This is a genomic window from Limosilactobacillus mucosae (genome assembly GCF_046939755.1).
Lineage (GTDB): Bacteria > Bacillota > Bacilli > Lactobacillales > Lactobacillaceae > Limosilactobacillus > Limosilactobacillus mucosae_A.
In genome coordinates, this window is the sequence record NZ_JBKZAY010000032.1 from 1 (window position 1) to 20,146 (window position 20,146).

Genomic DNA, 20,146 nt, shown 5'->3' on the forward strand with positions numbered 1-20,146 from the left:
GTGTTACCTTGACAGGGTACAGTACCTGCTTACCCATTAAACTCTAAAGTTCTTTTTATAATTGTAAACTTGTTGAAGTCTGTACTCAAATTCTCGGTGTTCTTTACGCTGGATAGCATCAAGAATCAAACCGCTATAGAAAGATAGAATTCCAGCAATAGCACAAAATCCACAAACGATTAGAGTCGGAAAATGTAAAACTTTACCTGTTGCACGATAAGGAAGCCAGACATCTGGAATAAAGAAAGCTATCGATAGGATTAACAATAAGCAAGCTAAGATTCCAAAAAAGCGTAACGGTTTGTAATTTCGATAGAGCGTAAGAATAAGTTTTAATACTTTAAAACCATCAGAATACGTATTTAGCTTGGAAGTGCTTCCCTTGGGACGATCTCGATAATCAATAACGTGATTTTTCATTGCCATATTATTAACAATTGCAAAAATACTCATTTCTGTCTCGATCTCAAACCCCTTTGACAGAACAGGATAGGTTTTAACAAATTCATAGCTAAAGGCCCGATAACCAGTCATAATATCTTTAATATCATTTTTAAAGAAAAAATTTATACTGCTACGAACTAGCTTATTGCCGATTCCGTGGAAAGGACGCTTGTTTTCCTCAAAATAACTGGAACTAAGCCGATCACCAATAACCATGTCATAGTTCTCTTCTAATACATAACGTGCCATTTTGGGGATTTCTTCAGCGGGATACGTATCATCCCCATCAATCATGATATAGCATTTAGCATCGATTTCACGAAACATTCGACGAATGGCGTTTCCTTTGCCTTGTTTATATTCATGACGAACAATAGCACCAGCATTGTGCGCTAACTCAGCTGTGTTATCAGAGGAATTATTATCATATACATAGATTGCTGAGTTTGGGATGTTTTTAATGGCATTTTGACAATCTTTTACAACTTTAGTAACTGTTTGACTCTCATTATAACAGGGAATTAAAATAGCTAAATTATCCATTATTTAATACATTTCTCCTTAAAATTGAAATGAAGAATATCTACTCTAACCTATGATGGATATTCTCTAATATATATGCTGTTATTAACGGTAAAACAGCAGTAGTGCCAATAACGTATCTCGAATAACCGTTTATAGGAGTAACAGTGTACAATGTTACCATTAATACAAATGGAATTAATGAAATTAGTATCCAATTTTTTTCTTTATTAGTAGTAGATAAAACAACAGAAAGCAAAACTGTCATCCACCATAATGGAAAACCAACGTTTATGATCATAGAAATAAATGGTATCGCAAGAATAGCTTCAAAGATGGTTTGTACATTGTTACGAATCTTAGAAGAAAAAAACGGACTATACTTTGAATACCAAGTTGGTAATAGAAAGTCCCCATAATTAGGATAATAATTTAAGAATAATAAATTATATTCTCCCTGAAGACCAAAAAATGGGTTGAAATACTTACTATTTGCGGCTAGGTATACTTCAGTATATTTTATTGGATGTTTAAATCCTAAAGTAATCCATAATTTCAAATAATTTTTAATTTCTTTCTTCTGAGTCTGTGTAGTTCTTAATGTAATCTTATGATCTACAACGTCATTGATTATTGTTTCCCCATTTAGAAAAGTATTCATAGGGAAAAGATTTTTTAGATTATCTCCAGAACTCACGTCATAATTTACTCTAAGTTCTTTTACTGGAGTTACTCTGTTGATTGTGCTTATTTCTTGTTTAGAAAGACTTTCCTTATCATTAAGATATATATAACTTACTTGACGAGCTGGCAGCGTCAACGGTTCACTCATTGCCCCCGGAATTACCTTTTTATAATTTAAATAGCTGTTCCAACCAAACAGCAAAATAATTAATGTAGCCGTAGCAGCAATTAAATAACGAACTTTTTTATGTTGAACAAGTGCATATCCAATCAACATAGTTGTCGTTATAATAACGATATATTTTGAATCATTGCGGAATTCAGAAAAGAAAAAGGAAGTAATCAAATACAATAAATACTCATGAGATGAATACTCATCATGTTTTATGTCTTCTAACAATTTCAAAAAGACAAGATAGTATGCGACACATAATGCATAATAGATCGTACTTTTATCGATTGTTATTGCATAAGTACTAAAAACAGGTGATGCAAATAGGATAAAGGTCAGTATTCCACCTATTTTACCAATCTTTTTCCAAACGAATGAAGTCGCTATCGAATAAATGATACCTGTTACAAGCGTTTGGAATAAAACTACCGTAAACACCCCAAAATTTGTGTTGACTAATTTTTGACCAATTTTAAACAGTGATCCAAAGATTAAGGTTACAAACCATGGTTGATGATTAGTAGGAGTATATGTGAAATTTAAATACGACAAGTGTCGGCCTTCAAACTCACAAAACTGTCTTAATGCATCCCAACTAATCTGCCCAGGATAATAAGTAATAATTGTCAAAGACCATATAAGCATCAAACAGCCAAAGATTTTAAAAAATTGTGGACTGTTGTATGATTCATCTAACTGAAGTAGATCAATACAATAGGTTCGAATTACAGAAATCGTATACGTAAGCGTAACTGCCCAACCTATCATGGCAAATACTGAGAATGCACAGTCGAGAAAACTATGCGTGAGGTAATATGTCCCCACTAATGTTAAGCCCTTGTTGCTATCATCTAATCCAGCACTAAGCATAAAAGTAAAATTATAGAGGAAAGATAAAATTATTCCACCAATAACATCAGCTTTAGTTACCCTAATTGACCATTTCTTGGCTAAATAAAGAATGACAGCTATCCACAGAGCTACCATGGTAACTGTATAGGAATTTGTACTTAACAATCTATTATCGCTATTTAATGGAGTAGGGTAAGCTATTAGCATTCCCATGCCTATGAATAGCCATGATATATAGAAAAATTCTGGCTTTATTTTTGACTTTAACATAATTGTTTCCTACAATTTTGCCGTCAGTTTGACATCTGGATATTTCTGCTTGAACCAATTTTCCGCAAATTGGTTTTCGAACAAGAACAGTGGAGCGCCATAACGATCCTTAACCAGCATATTCCGTGAAGAAGCCATCTTAGGATCAAGCTGTTCTGGATCAACCCAGCGTGCCGTCTTGCTGCCAAGCGGTTCCATAATAACTTCGGAATTATATTCGTTTTGCATCCGGAACTTGAACACTTCAAACTGCAATTGACCAACGGCACCCAAAATGTAGTCGTTGGAGTTATAGCCAGTGTAGAGCTGAACAGCTCCTTCTTGTACCAATTGGTTGATCCCTTTGTGGAATGATTTTTGCTTCATAACGTTCTTTGGCGTTACGCGGACAAACAGTTCTGGCGTAAACTGAGGCAGTTTCTCAAACTTGATGTCTTGTTTACCAGTGTAGATTGAATCACCAATTTGGAAGTTGCCAGTATCGTAAAGCCCGATGATATCACCAGCCACAGCGTTTTCAACGTTTTCACGCGTATTTGCCATGAATTCAGTTACGTTAGACAGTCGAATTGGCTTCTTAGTCCGTTCCAAAGTAACGTCCATGCCCCGTGTAAATTCACCAGAACAAATTCGTACGAAAGCAATCCGGTCACGGTGCTTAGGATTCATGTTAGCTTGAATCTTAAAGATAAAGCCAGAAAATTCTGGTGCCAGTGGATCGATTGACTTGCCGTCTTCCGTCTTATGTGCCGAAGGAGCAGGCGCAAATTTCAAGTAGGTTTCCAGGAAAGTCTTAACCCCAAAGTTGGTCAATGCAGAACCAAAGAAGACTGGGGTTTGATCACCCTTAGCGATCTTTTCTTCATCAAGCTCGCTGCCGGCCATTTCAATCAGTTCCATGCCATCCAAGGCATCTTTCCATTCACCTTCGCCAGCCAATGGATTTTCACCAATGACTTGCCCGTCTTCGTCCAATGGCAGGTAAGGGTTGGTAGGATCTTGAGGGTGGGAAAGGGCAACCCGGTGATTGTAACGATCATAAACTCCCATAAATTGTCGGCCCATCCCGATTGGCCAGTCCATTGGGTAGGTTTCGATCCCCAGCACGTCTTCGATTTCATTTAACAAATCTAGCGGTTCACGGGCATCGCGGTCAAACTTGTTGATGAACGTGAAGATTGGAATTCCCCGCATCTTACAGATTTGGAACAGTTTTTTAGTCTGTGGCTCAATACCCTTAGCACCATCAATTACCATGACGGCAGAGTCAACAGCCATCAAAGTCCGATAAGTATCTTCAGAGAAATCTTCGTGCCCTGGCGTATCCAAAATATTGATACGCTTACCTTGGTAGTCAAACTGCATTACGGAACTGGTAACGGAAATCCCACGCTTTTTTTCGATTTCCATCCAGTCAGACTTGGCAAAATTGCTGCTACCGCGTCCCTTAACCGTCCCAGCTTCGCGGACGACGCCCCCAAATAAAAGCAGCTGTTCAGTAATCGTCGTTTTACCAGCATCGGGGTGCGAGATAATCGCGAACGTCCGGCGCTTATTAACGGCTTCTGCCAATTTTTTTGAATCAGTCATTTTTATGTTCCTTTCGAGAATTATACATATTATAAAGGCTCTTAATTAGTATCAAAATCCAACCAGCTATTGCACTTATTAAACACAAATAAAAGATTTTATTAGGGATGTATTCTATTACAAACGAATGCTTACCAGGATTAATATTTTTGAGCAATGGAGTTCCCCTTTTACTCAAAGTATAGTTCTTTTTAATACCGTCCAGTTTCACCCGTGTGTTTGAATATGCAATAACTGGGAAATCAATATCTGACTTCTTATTTAGATTCGCATTGAAGATGAACTTATTAGGAGCAGTAACAGATTTGATATGTTCACCCTTATTATTAACGTATGTTATTTGAGATAAGATAGATTTTTGGTGTTTAAAACTTTTTTCAGTGTAATAATCTGTATCGCCAATTGGACACCTATAATCAAATATATACTGGTAATTATATTTATTTATCAGTGTTGTAGTTGGAAACGTCACATACTTCTCTGATGGTTTTCTTAATACCTCTACAGAATTATCCTTTTCACTTGGATAGAATCTGGGATTGTCGATGTAGGCTTCTTCAAAAGCCATTAAAAAAATTATTACAAGAGATATAATACAAAATATCTGCCGTTTTACCGTGTTAACATTTAATGAAATAAAAATCGTTCGAATTATTAATGAACCAATTATTGCCAAAAATAGGCAGGTAAATTCCAAATAACGATAAGGAAGTTGAATAACTTTAAAGATGGATATATTGACACTAGTCCATGGAAATAATCTTGTAGAAAGAATAAGACAAACTATTCCTAAAACATATATAAACATATAGGTATTGTTTTTTGCAACAAAGTTCCATCCAATTAGCAAAATCACAATGATAGAAAAACCAACTGATTGCCCTATCTTATTATCTAATGAATTTAATAAAACCATTGAAAAGCTAGGAGTGAAGTCTATATTTATTAGATTATACGGTGCATGAATATGTTTTCCAATAAAGTCAGAAAGAAATGGAAAAATAATAAAACTGGTTAACACAATCGTTAATATGATAGCCTTAATTAATTCTTTCCAACGACCTAAAAAATCATGAAATCTTCCCCAAAATATTCCTATTAACAAAATTAAAACAAATAATTGAATGCTTATAACTACGCTTAAGATATGGGAATAGGCTATTAAAGAGAGCCCAATGCTTAATAAATACCACTTTTTTTTATTACGGAAAAATAATTCATAAAATCCTAAAAAACATAATGGCAAGAACGTTGATGCAATAAATTCACCAAAAACCGAAGTTCCAACAAATAATCTATAATTATTGCAGACATATATAAATGCAAATGAAACCGACATTATGAGATTATTGTTGGAAAATTTTTTCATTGAAAAATAACTAATTGTAAAAGATAGAAATGTTAATAAAAAATACCAAGCATAAAAAGAATTAATTGGATTTAAGAAAAAACGAAAAAATGCCCAAGGATATAAGAATACATTCGGATAAAAAAGAAAGGTTCCTACCCCAGATTGATTAAAAACATCAGTTGCTATAAAAGTGAAAAAAGAACCTTGCTTTAAATTATGATAGATTTGCTGAACTCTTGATACATGAAATAACCAATCAGTCCCAGTAGTGATTTTTCCAGATTGGATACCATTTTTAACCATAAAAAAACTGAATGTTAAAAATAGTAACATTATTAGTCCGTCTTTTGTTATATTTTTTTCTCGCAATTTTATATGTGCTTCATTCAACTTACTACTCCCCCAAATATAAAATAATATAGTAGATTATTTTATATCATTTTTTTCTAAGCGATAAATCGTCATACAGTAATCAATCATCGTTTTAACTACCGCGTACAGTGGTACACAGAGAATCATCCCTAACAGCCCGGCAATATTGCCCGCTGCCAGCAACAAAATGATAATTGTCAATGGATGAATTTGCAGACTCTTGCCGATGATGTTTGGGTAGATAATGTTGCCATCGATTTGTTGAACGACAATTACCACCACGATTACCCAGATGATTTTCTGCGGATCAACTGCCAAAGCAACAATTAAAGCTGGTGCAATGCCGATATATGGCCCGATATAAGGAATGATATTGGTGATCCCAGCTACCAGGCCCAAAACGATGGCCATTGGTTCGCCAATGATCAGATAGCCAATGCAGGTACCAATTCCAACACAGATACATTCAATCATCTGCCCAGAGATGTAGGAAGAAAGCGTCTTGTTCATCTGATGCAGCAGTTCAGTAACCTCTTTGGCATGCTTTTCGGAAAAGAACCGCTGAATATTTGGTACAAAGCGGTCGCCATCTTTCAGCATATAGAAAAGCATGACTGGCACGGTTACAACCACGACTACTGCACTGGTAATCGTGCCAATAATTGAGCCAACGCTGCTGGTTAGACTTGTCAACAGTTTTTCAGCGTATTTCGTAATCTGTTTGTTGAATTGCTGATAATAATCTGCCAGGTCGATCTTGCGAATCCATTCATGCTTTTGGGAAGCTTGGGCGAGCCAATGCTGCATGTCGTTGGTAGCACTTGGCAGCCAGTGAATCATTTGATTAAGTTCCTTAATCATTGGTGGAATCAAGACCGCGATACTACCGAAAATCAGCAATAACAGCCCCAAAACGATTACCATGCTGGCAATGCCACGCTTCATCCGCCATTTGCCTAAATGAATCTTCATTAACAGGCGAAAGGCCGGACTGGTCATGTAGTATAGAAAGATTGAAACAATCAGCGGGACAAAGATTACTGATATGAAGACGATAATGGGATGAAACAGAAAATCCAGTTTCGTACAAACCCAAATTAAAGTCGCGACAATTAATAGTTCTGCTGACCAAAACAGCAGGCTTTTTTGTTTTATCATTATTTCTTTTCCTTAATAATATAGATTGGTCGTTGCTTGACCTGCATGTAGATGCGGCCAATGTACTTGCCAACGATCCCAATACATAACAATTGAAGTCCTCCGAATAATAGGATAATACAAATCAACGAAGCCCAGCCAAAGACACTGCTACTTGGTTCGACAATCCGCCGAATGATAACAAACAGCAGGCCTATAATTGAAAGGGTAAATGAGGTCGTTCCCAGCCACACGGCAATTGAAAGTGGCGCTTGTGAAAAATCAGTGATGCCGTCTATGGCATACTTGAACAGTTTCCAAGTTGACCAGTCAGTTTCACCGGCTACTCGTTCAACATTATGGTAGTCTAGATATTTGGTCTTGAATCCGACCCAACTGAAGATACCTTTTGAAAAGCGATTATATTCTTTTAATGATAGAACGGCGTCAACCATCTGCCTCGTCATCATCCGGTAGTCACGCGCACCGGGAACGATGTTGGTTTGTGAGATACGGTTAATGACGTGATAAAACTGATCGCTTAAAAACGACTTGAATTTTGCTTCGCCAGTGCGATCGACGCGGCGCGTGCCGATACAATCATACTCACCAGTTTTAATCAACTCATACATTTGTGGCAAAAACTCAGGCGGATCTTGTAAATCAACATCCATCACTACGACATAATCACCAGTGGCTGCTTGTAAGCCAGCGTATAATCCGGCTTCTTTACCAAAGTTGCGGGAAAAAGAAACGTAGTGAACACGCTCAGGATCTTGTTCATGAAGCTTGCGCATTTCCGTCAGTGAGTTATCTGATGAACCGTCATTGACAAACCAATATTCAATTTGTAAGTCATTAATTTGACGAACGACTTTTTCTACGGCTGGGTAGAATAATGGAATCGATTCTTCTTCGTTGTAGCAAGGAACTACAATTGATAGTTTTGACATTTTAATTTCCAACCTTAATAAATATAATTACAGAAATGTTTATTTTAAATAGATTTTTTTCACCTTAAAATAGGGTTCATACACATTATTTGGAAAAGCATTAGGATCGTTTGTTAATTCAAAAAAGGAGTTTTCAATTGAATAATCATTATTACTATTATATGAAATAGGTTCAACATATACATTCTCTTTATTTTTTGAATTAATTATTATTGAATAACGTACTGACAAATTATGGTTAAATACCATTGCATCTTTATATCCAACTACAACTCGGTAAAACGACAACATAATAATCAAAACGCTTATAATGTTTATAATTAGAGAAATTCTATTTTCCGCATTAAAAGAAAGTAGTTTAAATATTCCTACAATCATTAATATAAATCCACCAGAGAAAGCGCGAGATTCATTAAATCCTTCAGGAGCAAATGCCAACACTAGAATTGAGGCAACACCTCCAATTACAAATGAAAGGCCTATAAGATATTGATAACGATTTTTATTATAAAGAGTAGCAACTATTATTACTAAAACCAATAATACAAAAAATAAAACCATCTGCTTTTGCGATAGTATAAAAGCAACCAATTGTTTAAAATTGCTTAAAGTTCTTCTAATGATAGATTCTTGTAAGAAGTTTGGATGAGTTGTTACTAATCGATTATGTCCTCCTGGTGACATTACCAATATTGCCAATCCAATTAGGCTAAACACTAATCCTAATATTTGACTTAAATAAAACCTTTTTGTAAAAACATATTGGATACAAATTACAAGTATTGATATTAGGATCACACCACCAGAGGTATTTTCATTTCCCCATCCCGCAAAGAACCCTAGTATAGGTAGATATAAGTAGGATAATTTTTTATTAGTGGCATTTATGAATAATAAAAGATAACTAATATAGATAAGCATTATATCCATGTAATTTCCAACTCCCGCACGCCAAATAAATACACTAGCAAATCCAGGAGTAAAGAGATATATGGTAGATATAGTAGTACCTACTCTTAATAGAGAAAAATTTTTATCTTGCAGTACATCTGTTATTTTTAGGATTAAAAAAATTAAAATTGCAAATAAAAATGCATTTAAAATACTCGATCCCTTTTGATCACCCAACAAAGAAACTCGACAAAATGTCTGACCCCAAAATCTACCATTCCAAGTCATATAATCTTGTATACCATCTCTTATTATATGCCCTTGAACCGCTTGGTATCTAAACCATAAATCATCATCCATTAATGGTGTTTTTAAATTCCAAACCAGCATTATCAAAAAATTTATTATCAATAATAGAGCAATAAAAAATTGAGAAAATTGTTTCTTTTTAATCATACGGTTTTAAAACTTCTTTCTACATAAAAGTACACATTAATAAAATAGTACATCATGAATTTCTAATAATCCATGATGTACTATCCTTTTATTGTTAGTTATTTGAGGATACTTTTGATGGAGTAATGTTATAGGTAACAGTCTGCCCATTAATCATGCCTGTTGCCGTCCAATTTCCATCAGAGTTTTGATTCATAGTAAAACCGTCAACATCATCAGCAGTTGGCATCCCGGATACTGATTGACCACTTAACCCGTTTTTTTCTCTTTCAACGCTGACGTGTTCTTTAAGCATAGCCTTTGCATCAGCAGCTGTCATCTTTGCGGTACTTTGACTACTTGATGATGAAGATGCACTCGAAGAGCTGGATGATGAACTGCTACTCGAAGATTCAGTAACGTTGCTTTCTTTTGATGATGAAGTTGAAGAACTTAAGTTATCGGATGAATCACTATTTTTATCCAGTAATTCGTTCACATTTTCAATATTTTTCTGTAAAGACTTAGTTAGCTGATCTTTAGAAAAAACATAGGAAGCTTCTGAAGACTTAACAGTTACCTTCTTTGCAGTATTAGTAACCGTATACTGTTCCTGATTGTCACTTATCTGTCGTTTTAAATTACTATTAGTGGCTACCTGGACTGATTGATTTCCAGTATTAGTACCCTCTTTTTTTGCGCTCTTGAGATATGCCATCATTGCATATTGAGCTTCTGAATATTTTTTACCTTGAAATTTAACAGATGATGATTCAGATGTTTTTGCTGATACGCTAGCTGATTTACTTGAACTACTGGTAGAAACGGTTTGTTTGCTTCCACACGCAGTTAAGGATAGCATTAACCCAAAAGTTGCAACAGTGGCCAATACTTTTTTAAAATGCATTTTTATAATCTCCTTTAATTTAACGGACAATTTCATAATCGAATTATACTAGTATTGATAACGGCAATCAATAATAAAAAAGCACTGGCAGACTCTTCCGTCATGCCAATGCCTAATAAATTTAACGAAGCGTACCAGCAAATGATGGCATAAAGTATGAGTTAATGTAGCCAACTTTTACGTATTCACCAGGTTGCGGTGCGTGAACGTATTTTCCATTGCCAATGTAGATTGCGACATGGTATGATGCACCTGCATTACCCCAGAAAAGCAGATCGCCAGGCTGTGCTTGACTTACTGCCTTACGTGAGGTCAAGTAGCCTTCTTGCGCAATCGTATTGTGCGGAAGGTTCAAGCCGCGTACCTGAGCCATCACATATTTAACCAATCCTGAGCAGTCCATGCACTGCAGTGAGTCACCACCCCAAACATATGGGATATTCATCGTGGTAAGTTTCAAAGCCAATTGAACAATTGCATCATTGACAGAGGTTAAAACACCATCACTAGCTGCCTTATATGCAACTCCATTGACGGTAACATTAGTATTCTTTACCAAGGCACCATTACCACCAAAATAATACTGGTTTCCCCAGTTACTGTAAAGACTATTATCTAAACGTGCACCATCACTTTGGAAGTAATAGGTATTGCCCCAGTTATTATAGAAGCCATTGTCCAGACGAGCGCCATCACCTTGGAAGTAGTACGTGTGACCCCAATTGTTGTAGAAGCCGTCATCTAAACGTGCACCATCGCCTTGGAAGTAGTATGTGTGGCCCCAATTGTTGTAGAAGCCGTTATCCAAACGTGCACCATCGCCTTGGAAGTAGTACATATGACCCCAGTTACTGTAGAAGTAGTTCTTGGCCATTGTACCATTAGCGGTAAAGTAATAGGTGTTACCGTTCTGCGTCAAAAAATAATCCTTAACCGCTTGACCATTTTGATAATAGTAAGTATTGCCATTTTCGGTAACTAAACCATTCTTAACAGCTTGAGCAGACAACGTGGTCATCGCTACGTCACTATTGGTAGCTGCCTGTTCCTCATTTACAGAAGAAGCAGAAGCTGCATTTTCAGCGGTTGAAGAAACCTCTACATTTGGTGTAGGTAAAGCTGCACTGCTATTAGACGATGCACTCTGAGAAGCTGCTTGGGTATTACTTTGAGCATTCTTACTGCTGCTTTCAGCAACTGAACTGGTAGCTGCTGAATCTGCTCCACTTACTTCGCTAACAGCAGTAGTATCAGTAGCTGATAAAGCTACCTCACTTGCAGTAGATTGTTCGGTTGCATTCTCACTTTGAACTTCCGTGCTTGTGGAAGCAACGGCCGTAGTTTGTGCTTCATTAACCGTATCCGCATTAACGTTTTGAGCATTAAAAGCAGCAACGCCTAAAGCTACGGTCATTGTGGCAATTGCCATGCAACACCATTGTTTACCCTTCTTAAACAATTTAAAGTGTTTTTTTGCTTCCATCATCAAACAAAAGTCCTTTCATAAATTTATTTTCAAAAGTTTAATTTTCACTAATATTTATTAACGTTTACTACCTTACCATAAAAAAGCCTATAATCGATGGTTTTCAGTTGATTGTTAATCAACAATAATCTTTGCAATGCTTCTGTAATAATTGTAAAAATAAAGACGACTTCAACCATTTGGTAAAAGTCGTCCTCTTAAATTATAGACGAAAAGCTACTTGATCAAAACGTGTCAAGTTATAAGTACTGATCATATTTCTCAATGAAGTCGTGTACGATGGATCGGTTGCATAGCCATCTGCTCGAACCAGATACGTTGCAGTATTGGAATCAGTAACCCCAACCAAATTACTGTATCGGGAGTTTTGAATAAAGAAGAGACTATGGTCAGCAACACTTGCATCATTATCTGGGTAAGCCCGGAATGCCGCGTTTACGGTAATGTAGCTGCCATTAATATATTCAGCAGTTGCCATTGTTACTGACTGTCCATTATAAGATCCCTTAATACCGAACAAGTTATGATACTGAGAAGCCAGGGTCGACTTGCCCCAACCACTTTCAAGAATAGCTTGTGCAAGCGTTAATGATGGCAGAATCTTATATTGAGTCCAGCCTCGAATTGCTCCATTTACAATACTACCAATAAATGAATTAGAATCGGAAAGGACACCATTGCCATCAAATGTCAGATCACCAAATCCTAGGTTAATAGTAGCATTGGTTACACGTGCTCCATCGGCACCAAAGTAGTAAACCTTGCCCCAGTTAGTATAGAAGCTATTATCTAGACGAACTCCATCATTGCCAAAGTAATAAACATTACCCCAATTAGTATAAAAACCATTGTCTAAACGAGAGCCATCTTTTTGGAAGTAGTAGGTGTGTCCCCAATTAGTGTAGAAGCCATCATCTAAGCGAACACCACCATCGCCGAAGTAGTACATATGACCCCAATTTTGATAAAAGCCATCATCCAGACGAACACCACCATCACCAAAGTAATACGTATGTCCCCAATTTTGATAAAAACCATCATCTAAACGAGAGCCATCTTTTTGGAAATAGTACGTATGTCCCCAATTTTGATAGAAATAATCCTTAACCATCGTACCATCAGCTTTAAAGTAATATGTCTTCCCATTAATAGTCGTAAAACCATTCTTTAATTGCTGACCATTTTGATAGTAATAGGTATTGCCATTTTCAGTTACCAGACCATTTTTTTGCGTAGTTGCAGCCAATGAAGTCATTGTTGCAACTTCTGCATCGGCTTCAGCTGAGCTGGCTACCGAATTAGTATCACTTGATGTTTCGGAAGATTCTACTACATTAGAAGCTGCACTCTGAGCTGAAGAAGACTCAGCACTTTTAGCCGGTTCTAAAGCATTAGCTGCTGATGCACTATCATTAACGGCACTTACTTGGCTGTTGGTATTTTCCGCTGTTGATTGACTGGCAGTAGTTTTTGATTGATTTACTGCACTGGTGGCACTTTCAGTACTGGAATCACTAGCTTGACTTGCAACATTTTCGTCTGTTGCGGTTGTGCTATCACTAGCAACACTAGAAATTGAAAAACTTTCACTACTAGTTGATGCAGCTTCAGAAGTTGTTGATAAGGAAACGTTATCCGCATCAGAAACAGTATCCGCATTGGCCGTTTGTGTTGCCATTAACGTCCCTGCCGCAACAGCAACCGTGGTTAAAGCCATGCAGCACCACTTTTTGCCTTTCTTAAACATCTTGTAGTGTTTCCGTACATCCATAATCTAAATATTCCTACCCTTCCATTGCTAAAGTTTAATAAATTTTAATGGTCTTAATTTTTAATTTAATTGATAACACTGTTCATACTAACACAGAATTTTACGTAATATAACCAATCATTGTTTTTGTTAAACAACAATAATTTTTGCAATAGGTCTGTAATCTTATCTTCGAATTTTCTTCACAATAAAAGGCCTTACAAAAAGGCCTTTTATTTACCATATCTTAAGTCTATGCTACTCGACGAACACCATAGACACCATTCCACGTTGCTGTAATAATATTACGCCAAGTAAGGTTAGGATAGGCTGGTAAGTGATCGTCTAAGTTATTGATTCCAACACCTTGCGTAGGTGATGATGGTGAATCATGAATAAACCAACCACCACCAAGGTATAAGCCAACATGACCATTATCATCCATAAAGAACAGATCCCCACGCTTCATCTGGCTAACTGGTACCCCTGTCCCTGAATAGATTTCTGTATAAGTAGTTGCCCAGAGTCCGCCATTAAGAGAAACTCCGGCTTGTGCATAAGCCCAACGAACAAAACTAGAGCAGTCAAATTGGTGAGCCGCAATCGTTGCTGCAGTTCGCCCACCGCCCCATGTATAAGGTGCTAAACCAATCTGGGTTTTTGCAGCACTAATTGCCGTCTCTACCGCTGAATCACCCGTAGTAATAGCACCATCACTACCTGCCCAATACTCATTACCATTTTCCCATACGCTCTGATTTTGAGCTAATGATCCATCGCTATTGAAATAATACAAGTTTCCCCAGTTGAAATAAAAACTACTGTCTAGACGAACGCCACCATCACCAAAGTAGTACGTATGTCCCCAGTTGGTGTAAAAACCATCATCTAGACGAACACCACCATCACCAAAGTAGTACGTATGTCCCCAGTTGGTGTAAAAACCATCATCTAGACGAACACCACCATCACCAAAGTAGTACGTATGTCCCCAGTTCTGATAAAAGCCATCGTCTAAACGAGAACCGTCTTTTTGGAAATAATACGTATGACCCCAATTTTGATAGAAATAATCCTTGACCATCGTACCATCAGCTTTAAAGTAATATGTCTTCCCATTAATAGTCGTAAAACCATTCTTTAATTGCTGACCATTTTGATAGTAATAGGTATTGCCATTTTCAGTTACCAGACCATTTTTTTGCGTAGTTGCAGCCAATGAAGTCATTGTTGCAACTTCTGCATCGGCTTCAGCTGAGCTGGCTGCCGAATTAGTATCACTTGATGTTTCGGAAGGTTCTACTACATTAAAAGCTGCACTCTGAGCTGAAGAAGACTCAGCACTTTTAGCCGGTTCTAAAGCATTAGCTACTGATGCACTATCATTAACGGTGCTTGCTTGGCTGTTGGTATTTTCCGCTGTTGATTGACTGGCAGTAGCTTTTGATTGATTTACTGCACTGGTGGCACTTTCAGTACTGGAATCACTAGCTTGACTTGCAACATTTTCATCTGCTGCAGTTGTTCTATCGCTAGCTACACTAGAAATTGAAAAACTCTCACTACTAGTTGATGCAGCTTCAGAAGTTGTAGATAAAGAAACGTTATCCATAGCAGAAACAGTATCCGCATTGGCCGTTTGTGTTGCCATTAACGTCCCTGCCGCAACAGCAACCGTAGTTAAGGCCATGCAGCACCACTTTTTGCCTTTCTTAAACATCTTAAAATGTTTTCGTACGTCCATATCTAATCATTCCCACTCTTTCATTGCTGAATTTTGATAAATCTTAAATGTTTTAACTTAATTACTAACATTGTTCATGTTAACACATAATTATGTAACGTATTTGTGATCACATTGATTGTTAAAAAATGATAATTTTTGCAATAACCTTGTAACCTTATCTTCTAATTTTCTTCATAAACTCAAAAATAAACTCATACCTCTAAGTATAGTTCAACTTTAGAGATATGAGTCATTTCAATTATTGCAATAATGCATATTCATAATTAACCAGCATGGTAAAGTCCCACATACCATAACCAGTTCCAAAGTTAGTCCAAGCACGATTTGACCAGTAACTATCCGGGTCAGTATGGTCAGTACCACCCAAATAGCGACTTACATCATGATGCGACCATAGTGTAGCACCTAAATAACCATCCGCAATTCGTGGATACATCCCATATTGCTTCATCTTATATGCCGTGTAGTAAGCAGCATTTACCAATTCGGCTGCAAAATTCCAGCCACCATAGACCTCAACTTGTTCAAACTGAACCGCACGACCATTAGCCGGATAAGCAGCTCCCCATGCTTCATGATCAGTATTGGAAATTTGAATAATACTGTTGTTATCTACAAAAGCATGAACAAAGGCACTATTATAATTTGATTTTTCATAATTGATTTCGCCCCAGATACTGTCATTAGGGTTGGCAGTTTCATGCACAACAATCATATTAGGCTTACCATCATCAGTTCCGGAGTAAGTCCCCGTAATATTTTCGGGAATCGCATTGTAATACGTAATGTTAGCATGACCGATATGGTTATTGATAATGTATCGATTTACACCATTATCAAATTGTGGGGTTAAAACGCCATTGTTATCAGCCCAATAACTTGTTAGGTTAACAGTGACTTTTCGATTCTTTTGTAAAACGCCATCTGAACCAAAATAATAAAGGTTTCCCCAATTATTATAGAAACTGTTATCTAAGCGAACACCGCCGTTACCAAAATAGTATGTATTTCCCCAATTGTTGTAGAATCCATTATCTAGACGAACACCACCATTACCAAAGTAATACATATGACCCCAGTTGCTATAAAATCCGTTATCTAGGCGAACGCCACCATCACCAAAGTAATAGGCATTTCCCCAGTTATTATAGAATCCATCATCTAATCGAGAGCCATCCTTTTGAAAATAATAAGTATGACCCCAATTTTGATAGAAATAATCCTCGACCATCGTACCATCAGCTTTAAAGTAATATGTCTTCCCATTAATAGTCGTAAAACCATTCTTTAATTGCTGACCATTTTGATAGTAATAGGTATTGCCATTTTCACTCACCAAACCATCTTTTGTTGTTGTAGCTGCCAACGAGGTCATTGATACCGCTTCTGTATTACTGCCCTTAGAAGCGTCTGATGTTACATCATCTTTTACCATATCAGATACATTAACTACTTGATTTGACACAGAAGGCATCGCACTTTGAGTTGAATCAGACTTAGTATTTTTAACAGAATCATTTGAGTTAGCCGGTTGACTATTTGGACTTTCAGAACCGGCAGTCGCACTATCGGCAGCAATGGTACTTGCTTGGCTATTGATTGAACTCTGCGCAGATGCAGCGATGCTTTCACTAGATACTGTTTCAGTATTAGATGAACCCTCACTAGCAACATTTGCATCTGTTGGAGATACTAATTCAAACTGACTTACATCAGAAACCGTGTCCGCCTTAGCAAATTGAGTTGTTGCAAATACTCCAGTTACAGCAGCAAGCGTGGTCAGAGCCATGCAACACCATTTTTTCCCCTTTTTGTACATTTTAAAATGTTTATATACATTCATATCTAATCTTTCCCCCAATTTTCTTATTTCCAATTATACTAACATAAAATTATAAATTTTAAATTCTACATTTACTTTTTCAAAAGATTTTTCAAAGGATATTGGCGATTCATATATAGATTTCGCAGTAAAGGAATTTTAGGCATACTTATAGCAAAGAATGAGGCAAAAGCTATTCTATATAAAATTCCGCAAATTATAGCAAACATGTAGGAAACAACTGAAAGTTTTCCAACCACAACTGGCCAAATTTGAACCATATCCAAATCAATTAGATGAAAACATAAAATCAATAATGACTGCGATCCCCAAAACTCTAAGATTCTCTTCATCCACAGTGTCATAGAAAAACTCAATACTCTATCAAGAAAAATACTGAATTTTATTACTACCATGCTTGAAAGCATACCAACAAGTACTGCCAACCATGTATTTTTAGCCGCTGCATTAACAAAACCAAACAGGTTAAATTGTGAATCAATAAGCCAAAGAGCCATACTTATAATGATCAGCACTGTCCCAAACTTATCAATAAGCTGGTACTTTTTAACTACGAAGCCAAAGAAAAAGAAAATTTGAGATAGCAAGGCCGGTTGTAATGCAAATGGTAACGCTACATATCTAGCCGAAAAGATACCGACAAGTGAACACAGCATCGTCAATAACCCTTTGACTATTAAGCCGTGTTTTTGAATATTTAGCTTCATTATCTGATTGAAAAGCTGAATTCCAAAAAACATTGCTACTAAAAACCAAAGTGCTCCAATTGCTTGAATATGATGGCTTCCAATCTGAGTATCCGCACCAGCCGCATATACGATTGAAACCATAAACTCCTTAGTCGAATGGGCTCGACTTGGTGCTAAAACTGGGTTTGGTACAATTCGGTTAAAGATAATAATACATAATTCCAGACTGACAGTTGCAATATAAGGAACTATTAAATTTAAAAAGGATTTTTTCATCAACTTTTTTGAATCTTGTTGATGATATAAATAACCGCTTAATATAAAGAATATCGGCATATGAAATGCGTAAATAAAATTAGCAAATTTTCCGGGAAAATAATTTCCCAAAGAATGTCCAATAATTACCGCTATAATCGCTATCCCACGTGCAATATCAATCCATTCGATCCTTTTTTTCACAAAATCTCTCCCTTGGTTACTCTTTATTTCTAGATACAAAAAATCCCTCAAAACATTCTCCTAATTCAGGTAATTATTTTAAGGGATTTTGTAAATTTTATCTATCTGTCAAAATCTGCTTGGCCCGTTCAACGATTGGAGCTCTAAATACAAGAATACAAAGCAGATAAACTACTGCCCCAATAATTACTTGAGCTGCTAGATTAATAATATTCATCTTCATAATTTCATCTAGACGCAAAACTACAAAATACATGATAAGGCCACTCAATAAGTAGCGCCACAGGTCTTTAAACAGCATTCGTCGACTAATGGTGGTTCGAACAAAATACAGCTGCACTGCCGTCACCGCAAACTCAGAAATAACGGTTGCTATCGCTGCCCCATTTGCGGAATAAGGTTCAATCAAAAACAGATTTCCAATAATGTTAACTACTGCACCTGCCGTTACCGAAAGCGTATATTCCTTGACTCGGTTAACCGGCATTAGGTATTGCGTTCCCGTAACGTTACTCCAGGCAATAAACAGGATTACCGGCGCCTCCAAGAAAATGATGCGACCAGTATCAACATATTCCGATCCTAAAAACCATGGAGCAAATTTGGCTGAAATTGCCATTAAGCCAAACATCATTGGAACCGACATTGCCGTTACAAAATCAAACGAAGAATATAAACTTGTCCGAATTCCTTTAATATCACCGTTAGCATACTTATTGGCGACATGAGGCAGCATAACCGTCCCCGTAGCCGTTACGACTGCTAAGACCAATTTAACAATCTTATCGGCAAAATCAAATTGACCTAAAGCGGTTGGCTGACCAATCTTACCAAGCATCAATTTGTTAACCACCAAATAGACTTGCGTGGTAATTGTCGGGATAAACAGCAACAGCGATGGGTAGAAATGCTTAAGCGGATGCCATTCTTTGATTGGTACCCATTGAATACTGTTACGCAGGTAAGGCCATAAAGTAACGTTGCCACCAACCTGCGCCAATCCCAAAAGCAGCACGTACTTCCAAAGATCGGCTTCCGTTCGGACAAGCATAAAGATCAACGCAATTGAAATCAGCTTGACGATCGTATTTCTCGTAACCGTCTTTTTAAAGTCTTCCATTCCCATAAAGTACCAAGAAACATCAAGTCCTGCAGCCACAATCCATAGTGTTTGCAACAGGTAGTATTCCTTAAACGTCGTACTAAAGAGAAAAACAGCTGCCAAATAGGCTATCAAGGCAATGGTAATCGTACCTAATTGGAGAATCTCTATGCCCCAGAAAGTTTGCGAACGCTTATATTTATCATCACGATGATAGGCTACTTCACGGTTACCATAGAGGGTTATCCCCATTTGACCCATCAAATAAAAGAAAGTAACCCAACCATTTGTATAAGTGTTGATACCATATGCGTGTGCTCCCAAAACTCGTGATACATATGGTGTCGTAATTAAAGGAGCAAACATCAACAGAATTTGGTAGCCCGCATTATACAGATAGTTTTTGATAACCTTCATGATCTACTTGTCAAACTCCTCAGCCACGGTCGTTAAGGCCGCCTTGATTACTTGATCCATGTTGTAGTACTTA

Annotated in this window: 14 protein-coding genes; all 14 read right to left on the minus strand. The window is 37.0% G+C overall.

Annotation, left to right across the window (positions count from 1 at the left end; translation table 11 throughout):
- Positions 1–36 precede the first annotated feature (36 nt).
- Positions 37–987, minus strand: a complete 951-nt coding sequence (locus ACLUWI_RS08940; protein ID WP_412147031.1) for a glycosyltransferase family 2 protein — start codon at positions 985–987, stop codon at positions 37–39.
- Positions 988–1,027: 40 nt separating this feature from the next.
- On the minus strand, positions 1,028–2,944 hold the full coding sequence (locus ACLUWI_RS08945; RefSeq protein ID WP_412147032.1) for a DUF6020 family protein: 1,917 nt from the start codon (positions 2,942–2,944) through the stop codon (positions 1,028–1,030).
- A gap of 9 nt (positions 2,945–2,953) precedes the next feature.
- A complete protein-coding gene (locus tag ACLUWI_RS08950) occupies positions 2,954–4,534 on the minus strand; it encodes a peptide chain release factor 3 (RefSeq protein WP_302148098.1) in 1,581 nt (526 codons plus the stop codon).
- Complete coding sequence (locus ACLUWI_RS08955) at positions 4,527–6,275, minus strand: hypothetical protein (RefSeq protein ID WP_412147033.1); 1,749 nt, start codon at positions 6,273–6,275, stop codon at positions 4,527–4,529. Before ACLUWI_RS08955 ends, ACLUWI_RS08950 begins: the two co-directional genes overlap by 8 nt.
- Positions 6,276–6,311: 36 nt before the next feature.
- Positions 6,312–7,415, minus strand: a complete 1,104-nt coding sequence (locus ACLUWI_RS08960; RefSeq protein ID WP_412147034.1) for an AI-2E family transporter — start codon at positions 7,413–7,415, stop codon at positions 6,312–6,314.
- Positions 7,415–8,347: a glycosyltransferase family 2 protein gene (locus ACLUWI_RS08965; protein ID WP_412147035.1), complete on the minus strand. Its 933-nt coding sequence runs from the start codon at positions 8,345–8,347 to the stop codon at positions 7,415–7,417. The genes ACLUWI_RS08960 and ACLUWI_RS08965 overlap by 1 nt, the downstream gene beginning before the upstream one ends.
- Before the next feature lie 39 nt (positions 8,348–8,386).
- Positions 8,387–9,694, minus strand: a complete 1,308-nt coding sequence (locus ACLUWI_RS08970; protein WP_412147036.1) for a DUF6056 family protein — start codon at positions 9,692–9,694, stop codon at positions 8,387–8,389.
- A gap of 94 nt (positions 9,695–9,788) precedes the next feature.
- A complete protein-coding gene (locus ACLUWI_RS08975) occupies positions 9,789–10,580 on the minus strand; it encodes a hypothetical protein (protein WP_412147037.1) in 792 nt (263 codons plus the stop codon).
- 121 nt (positions 10,581–10,701) lie between these two features.
- Entirely contained in the window at positions 10,702–12,066 is a 1,365-nt protein-coding gene (locus tag ACLUWI_RS08980; RefSeq protein WP_412147038.1) for an NlpC/P60 family protein, read from the minus strand.
- 202 nt (positions 12,067–12,268) lie between these two features.
- A complete protein-coding gene (locus tag ACLUWI_RS08985; protein ID WP_412147039.1) occupies positions 12,269–13,837 on the minus strand; it encodes a glucosaminidase domain-containing protein in 1,569 nt (522 codons plus the stop codon).
- A gap of 232 nt (positions 13,838–14,069) precedes the next feature.
- On the minus strand, positions 14,070–15,560 hold the full coding sequence (locus ACLUWI_RS08990; RefSeq protein WP_412147040.1) for an NlpC/P60 family protein: 1,491 nt from the start codon (positions 15,558–15,560) through the stop codon (positions 14,070–14,072).
- A 241-nt stretch (positions 15,561–15,801) separates the two neighbouring features.
- Complete coding sequence (locus ACLUWI_RS08995; protein WP_412147041.1) at positions 15,802–17,406, minus strand: N-acetylmuramoyl-L-alanine amidase; 1,605 nt, start codon at positions 17,404–17,406, stop codon at positions 15,802–15,804.
- Between the two features lie 71 nt (positions 17,407–17,477).
- Positions 17,478–18,554: an acyltransferase family protein gene (locus tag ACLUWI_RS09000; RefSeq protein WP_412147042.1), complete on the minus strand. Its 1,077-nt coding sequence runs from the start codon at positions 18,552–18,554 to the stop codon at positions 17,478–17,480.
- Between the two features lie 97 nt (positions 18,555–18,651).
- Positions 18,652–20,073: a flippase gene (locus tag ACLUWI_RS09005; RefSeq protein WP_412147043.1), complete on the minus strand. Its 1,422-nt coding sequence runs from the start codon at positions 20,071–20,073 to the stop codon at positions 18,652–18,654.
- Positions 20,074–20,146 lie beyond the last annotated feature (73 nt).

Excerpts from the sequence above, each read along its gene's own strand:
- ACLUWI_RS08940 (WP_412147031.1), bottom strand. The coding sequence starts at position 987 with ATGGATAATTTAGCTATTTTAATTCCCTGTTATAATGAGAGTCAAACA.
- ACLUWI_RS08945 (WP_412147032.1), bottom strand. The coding sequence starts at position 2,944 with ATGTTAAAGTCAAAAATAAAGCCAGAATTTTTCTATATATCATGGCTA.
- ACLUWI_RS08950 (WP_302148098.1), bottom strand. The coding sequence starts at position 4,534 with ATGACTGATTCAAAAAAATTGGCAGAAGCCGTTAATAAGCGCCGGACG.
- ACLUWI_RS08960 (WP_412147034.1), bottom strand. The coding sequence starts at position 7,415 with ATGATAAAACAAAAAAGCCTGCTGTTTTGGTCAGCAGAACTATTAATT.
- ACLUWI_RS08965 (WP_412147035.1), bottom strand. The coding sequence starts at position 8,347 with ATGTCAAAACTATCAATTGTAGTTCCTTGCTACAACGAAGAAGAATCG.
- ACLUWI_RS08970 (WP_412147036.1), bottom strand. The coding sequence starts at position 9,694 with ATGATTAAAAAGAAACAATTTTCTCAATTTTTTATTGCTCTATTATTG.
- ACLUWI_RS08975 (WP_412147037.1), bottom strand. The coding sequence starts at position 10,580 with ATGCATTTTAAAAAAGTATTGGCCACTGTTGCAACTTTTGGGTTAATG.
- ACLUWI_RS08980 (WP_412147038.1), bottom strand. The coding sequence starts at position 12,066 with ATGATGGAAGCAAAAAAACACTTTAAATTGTTTAAGAAGGGTAAACAA.
- ACLUWI_RS08985 (WP_412147039.1), bottom strand. The coding sequence starts at position 13,837 with ATGGATGTACGGAAACACTACAAGATGTTTAAGAAAGGCAAAAAGTGG.
- ACLUWI_RS08990 (WP_412147040.1), bottom strand. The coding sequence starts at position 15,560 with ATGGACGTACGAAAACATTTTAAGATGTTTAAGAAAGGCAAAAAGTGG.
- ACLUWI_RS08995 (WP_412147041.1), bottom strand. The coding sequence starts at position 17,406 with ATGAATGTATATAAACATTTTAAAATGTACAAAAAGGGGAAAAAATGG.
- ACLUWI_RS09005 (WP_412147043.1), bottom strand. The coding sequence starts at position 20,073 with ATGAAGGTTATCAAAAACTATCTGTATAATGCGGGCTACCAAATTCTG.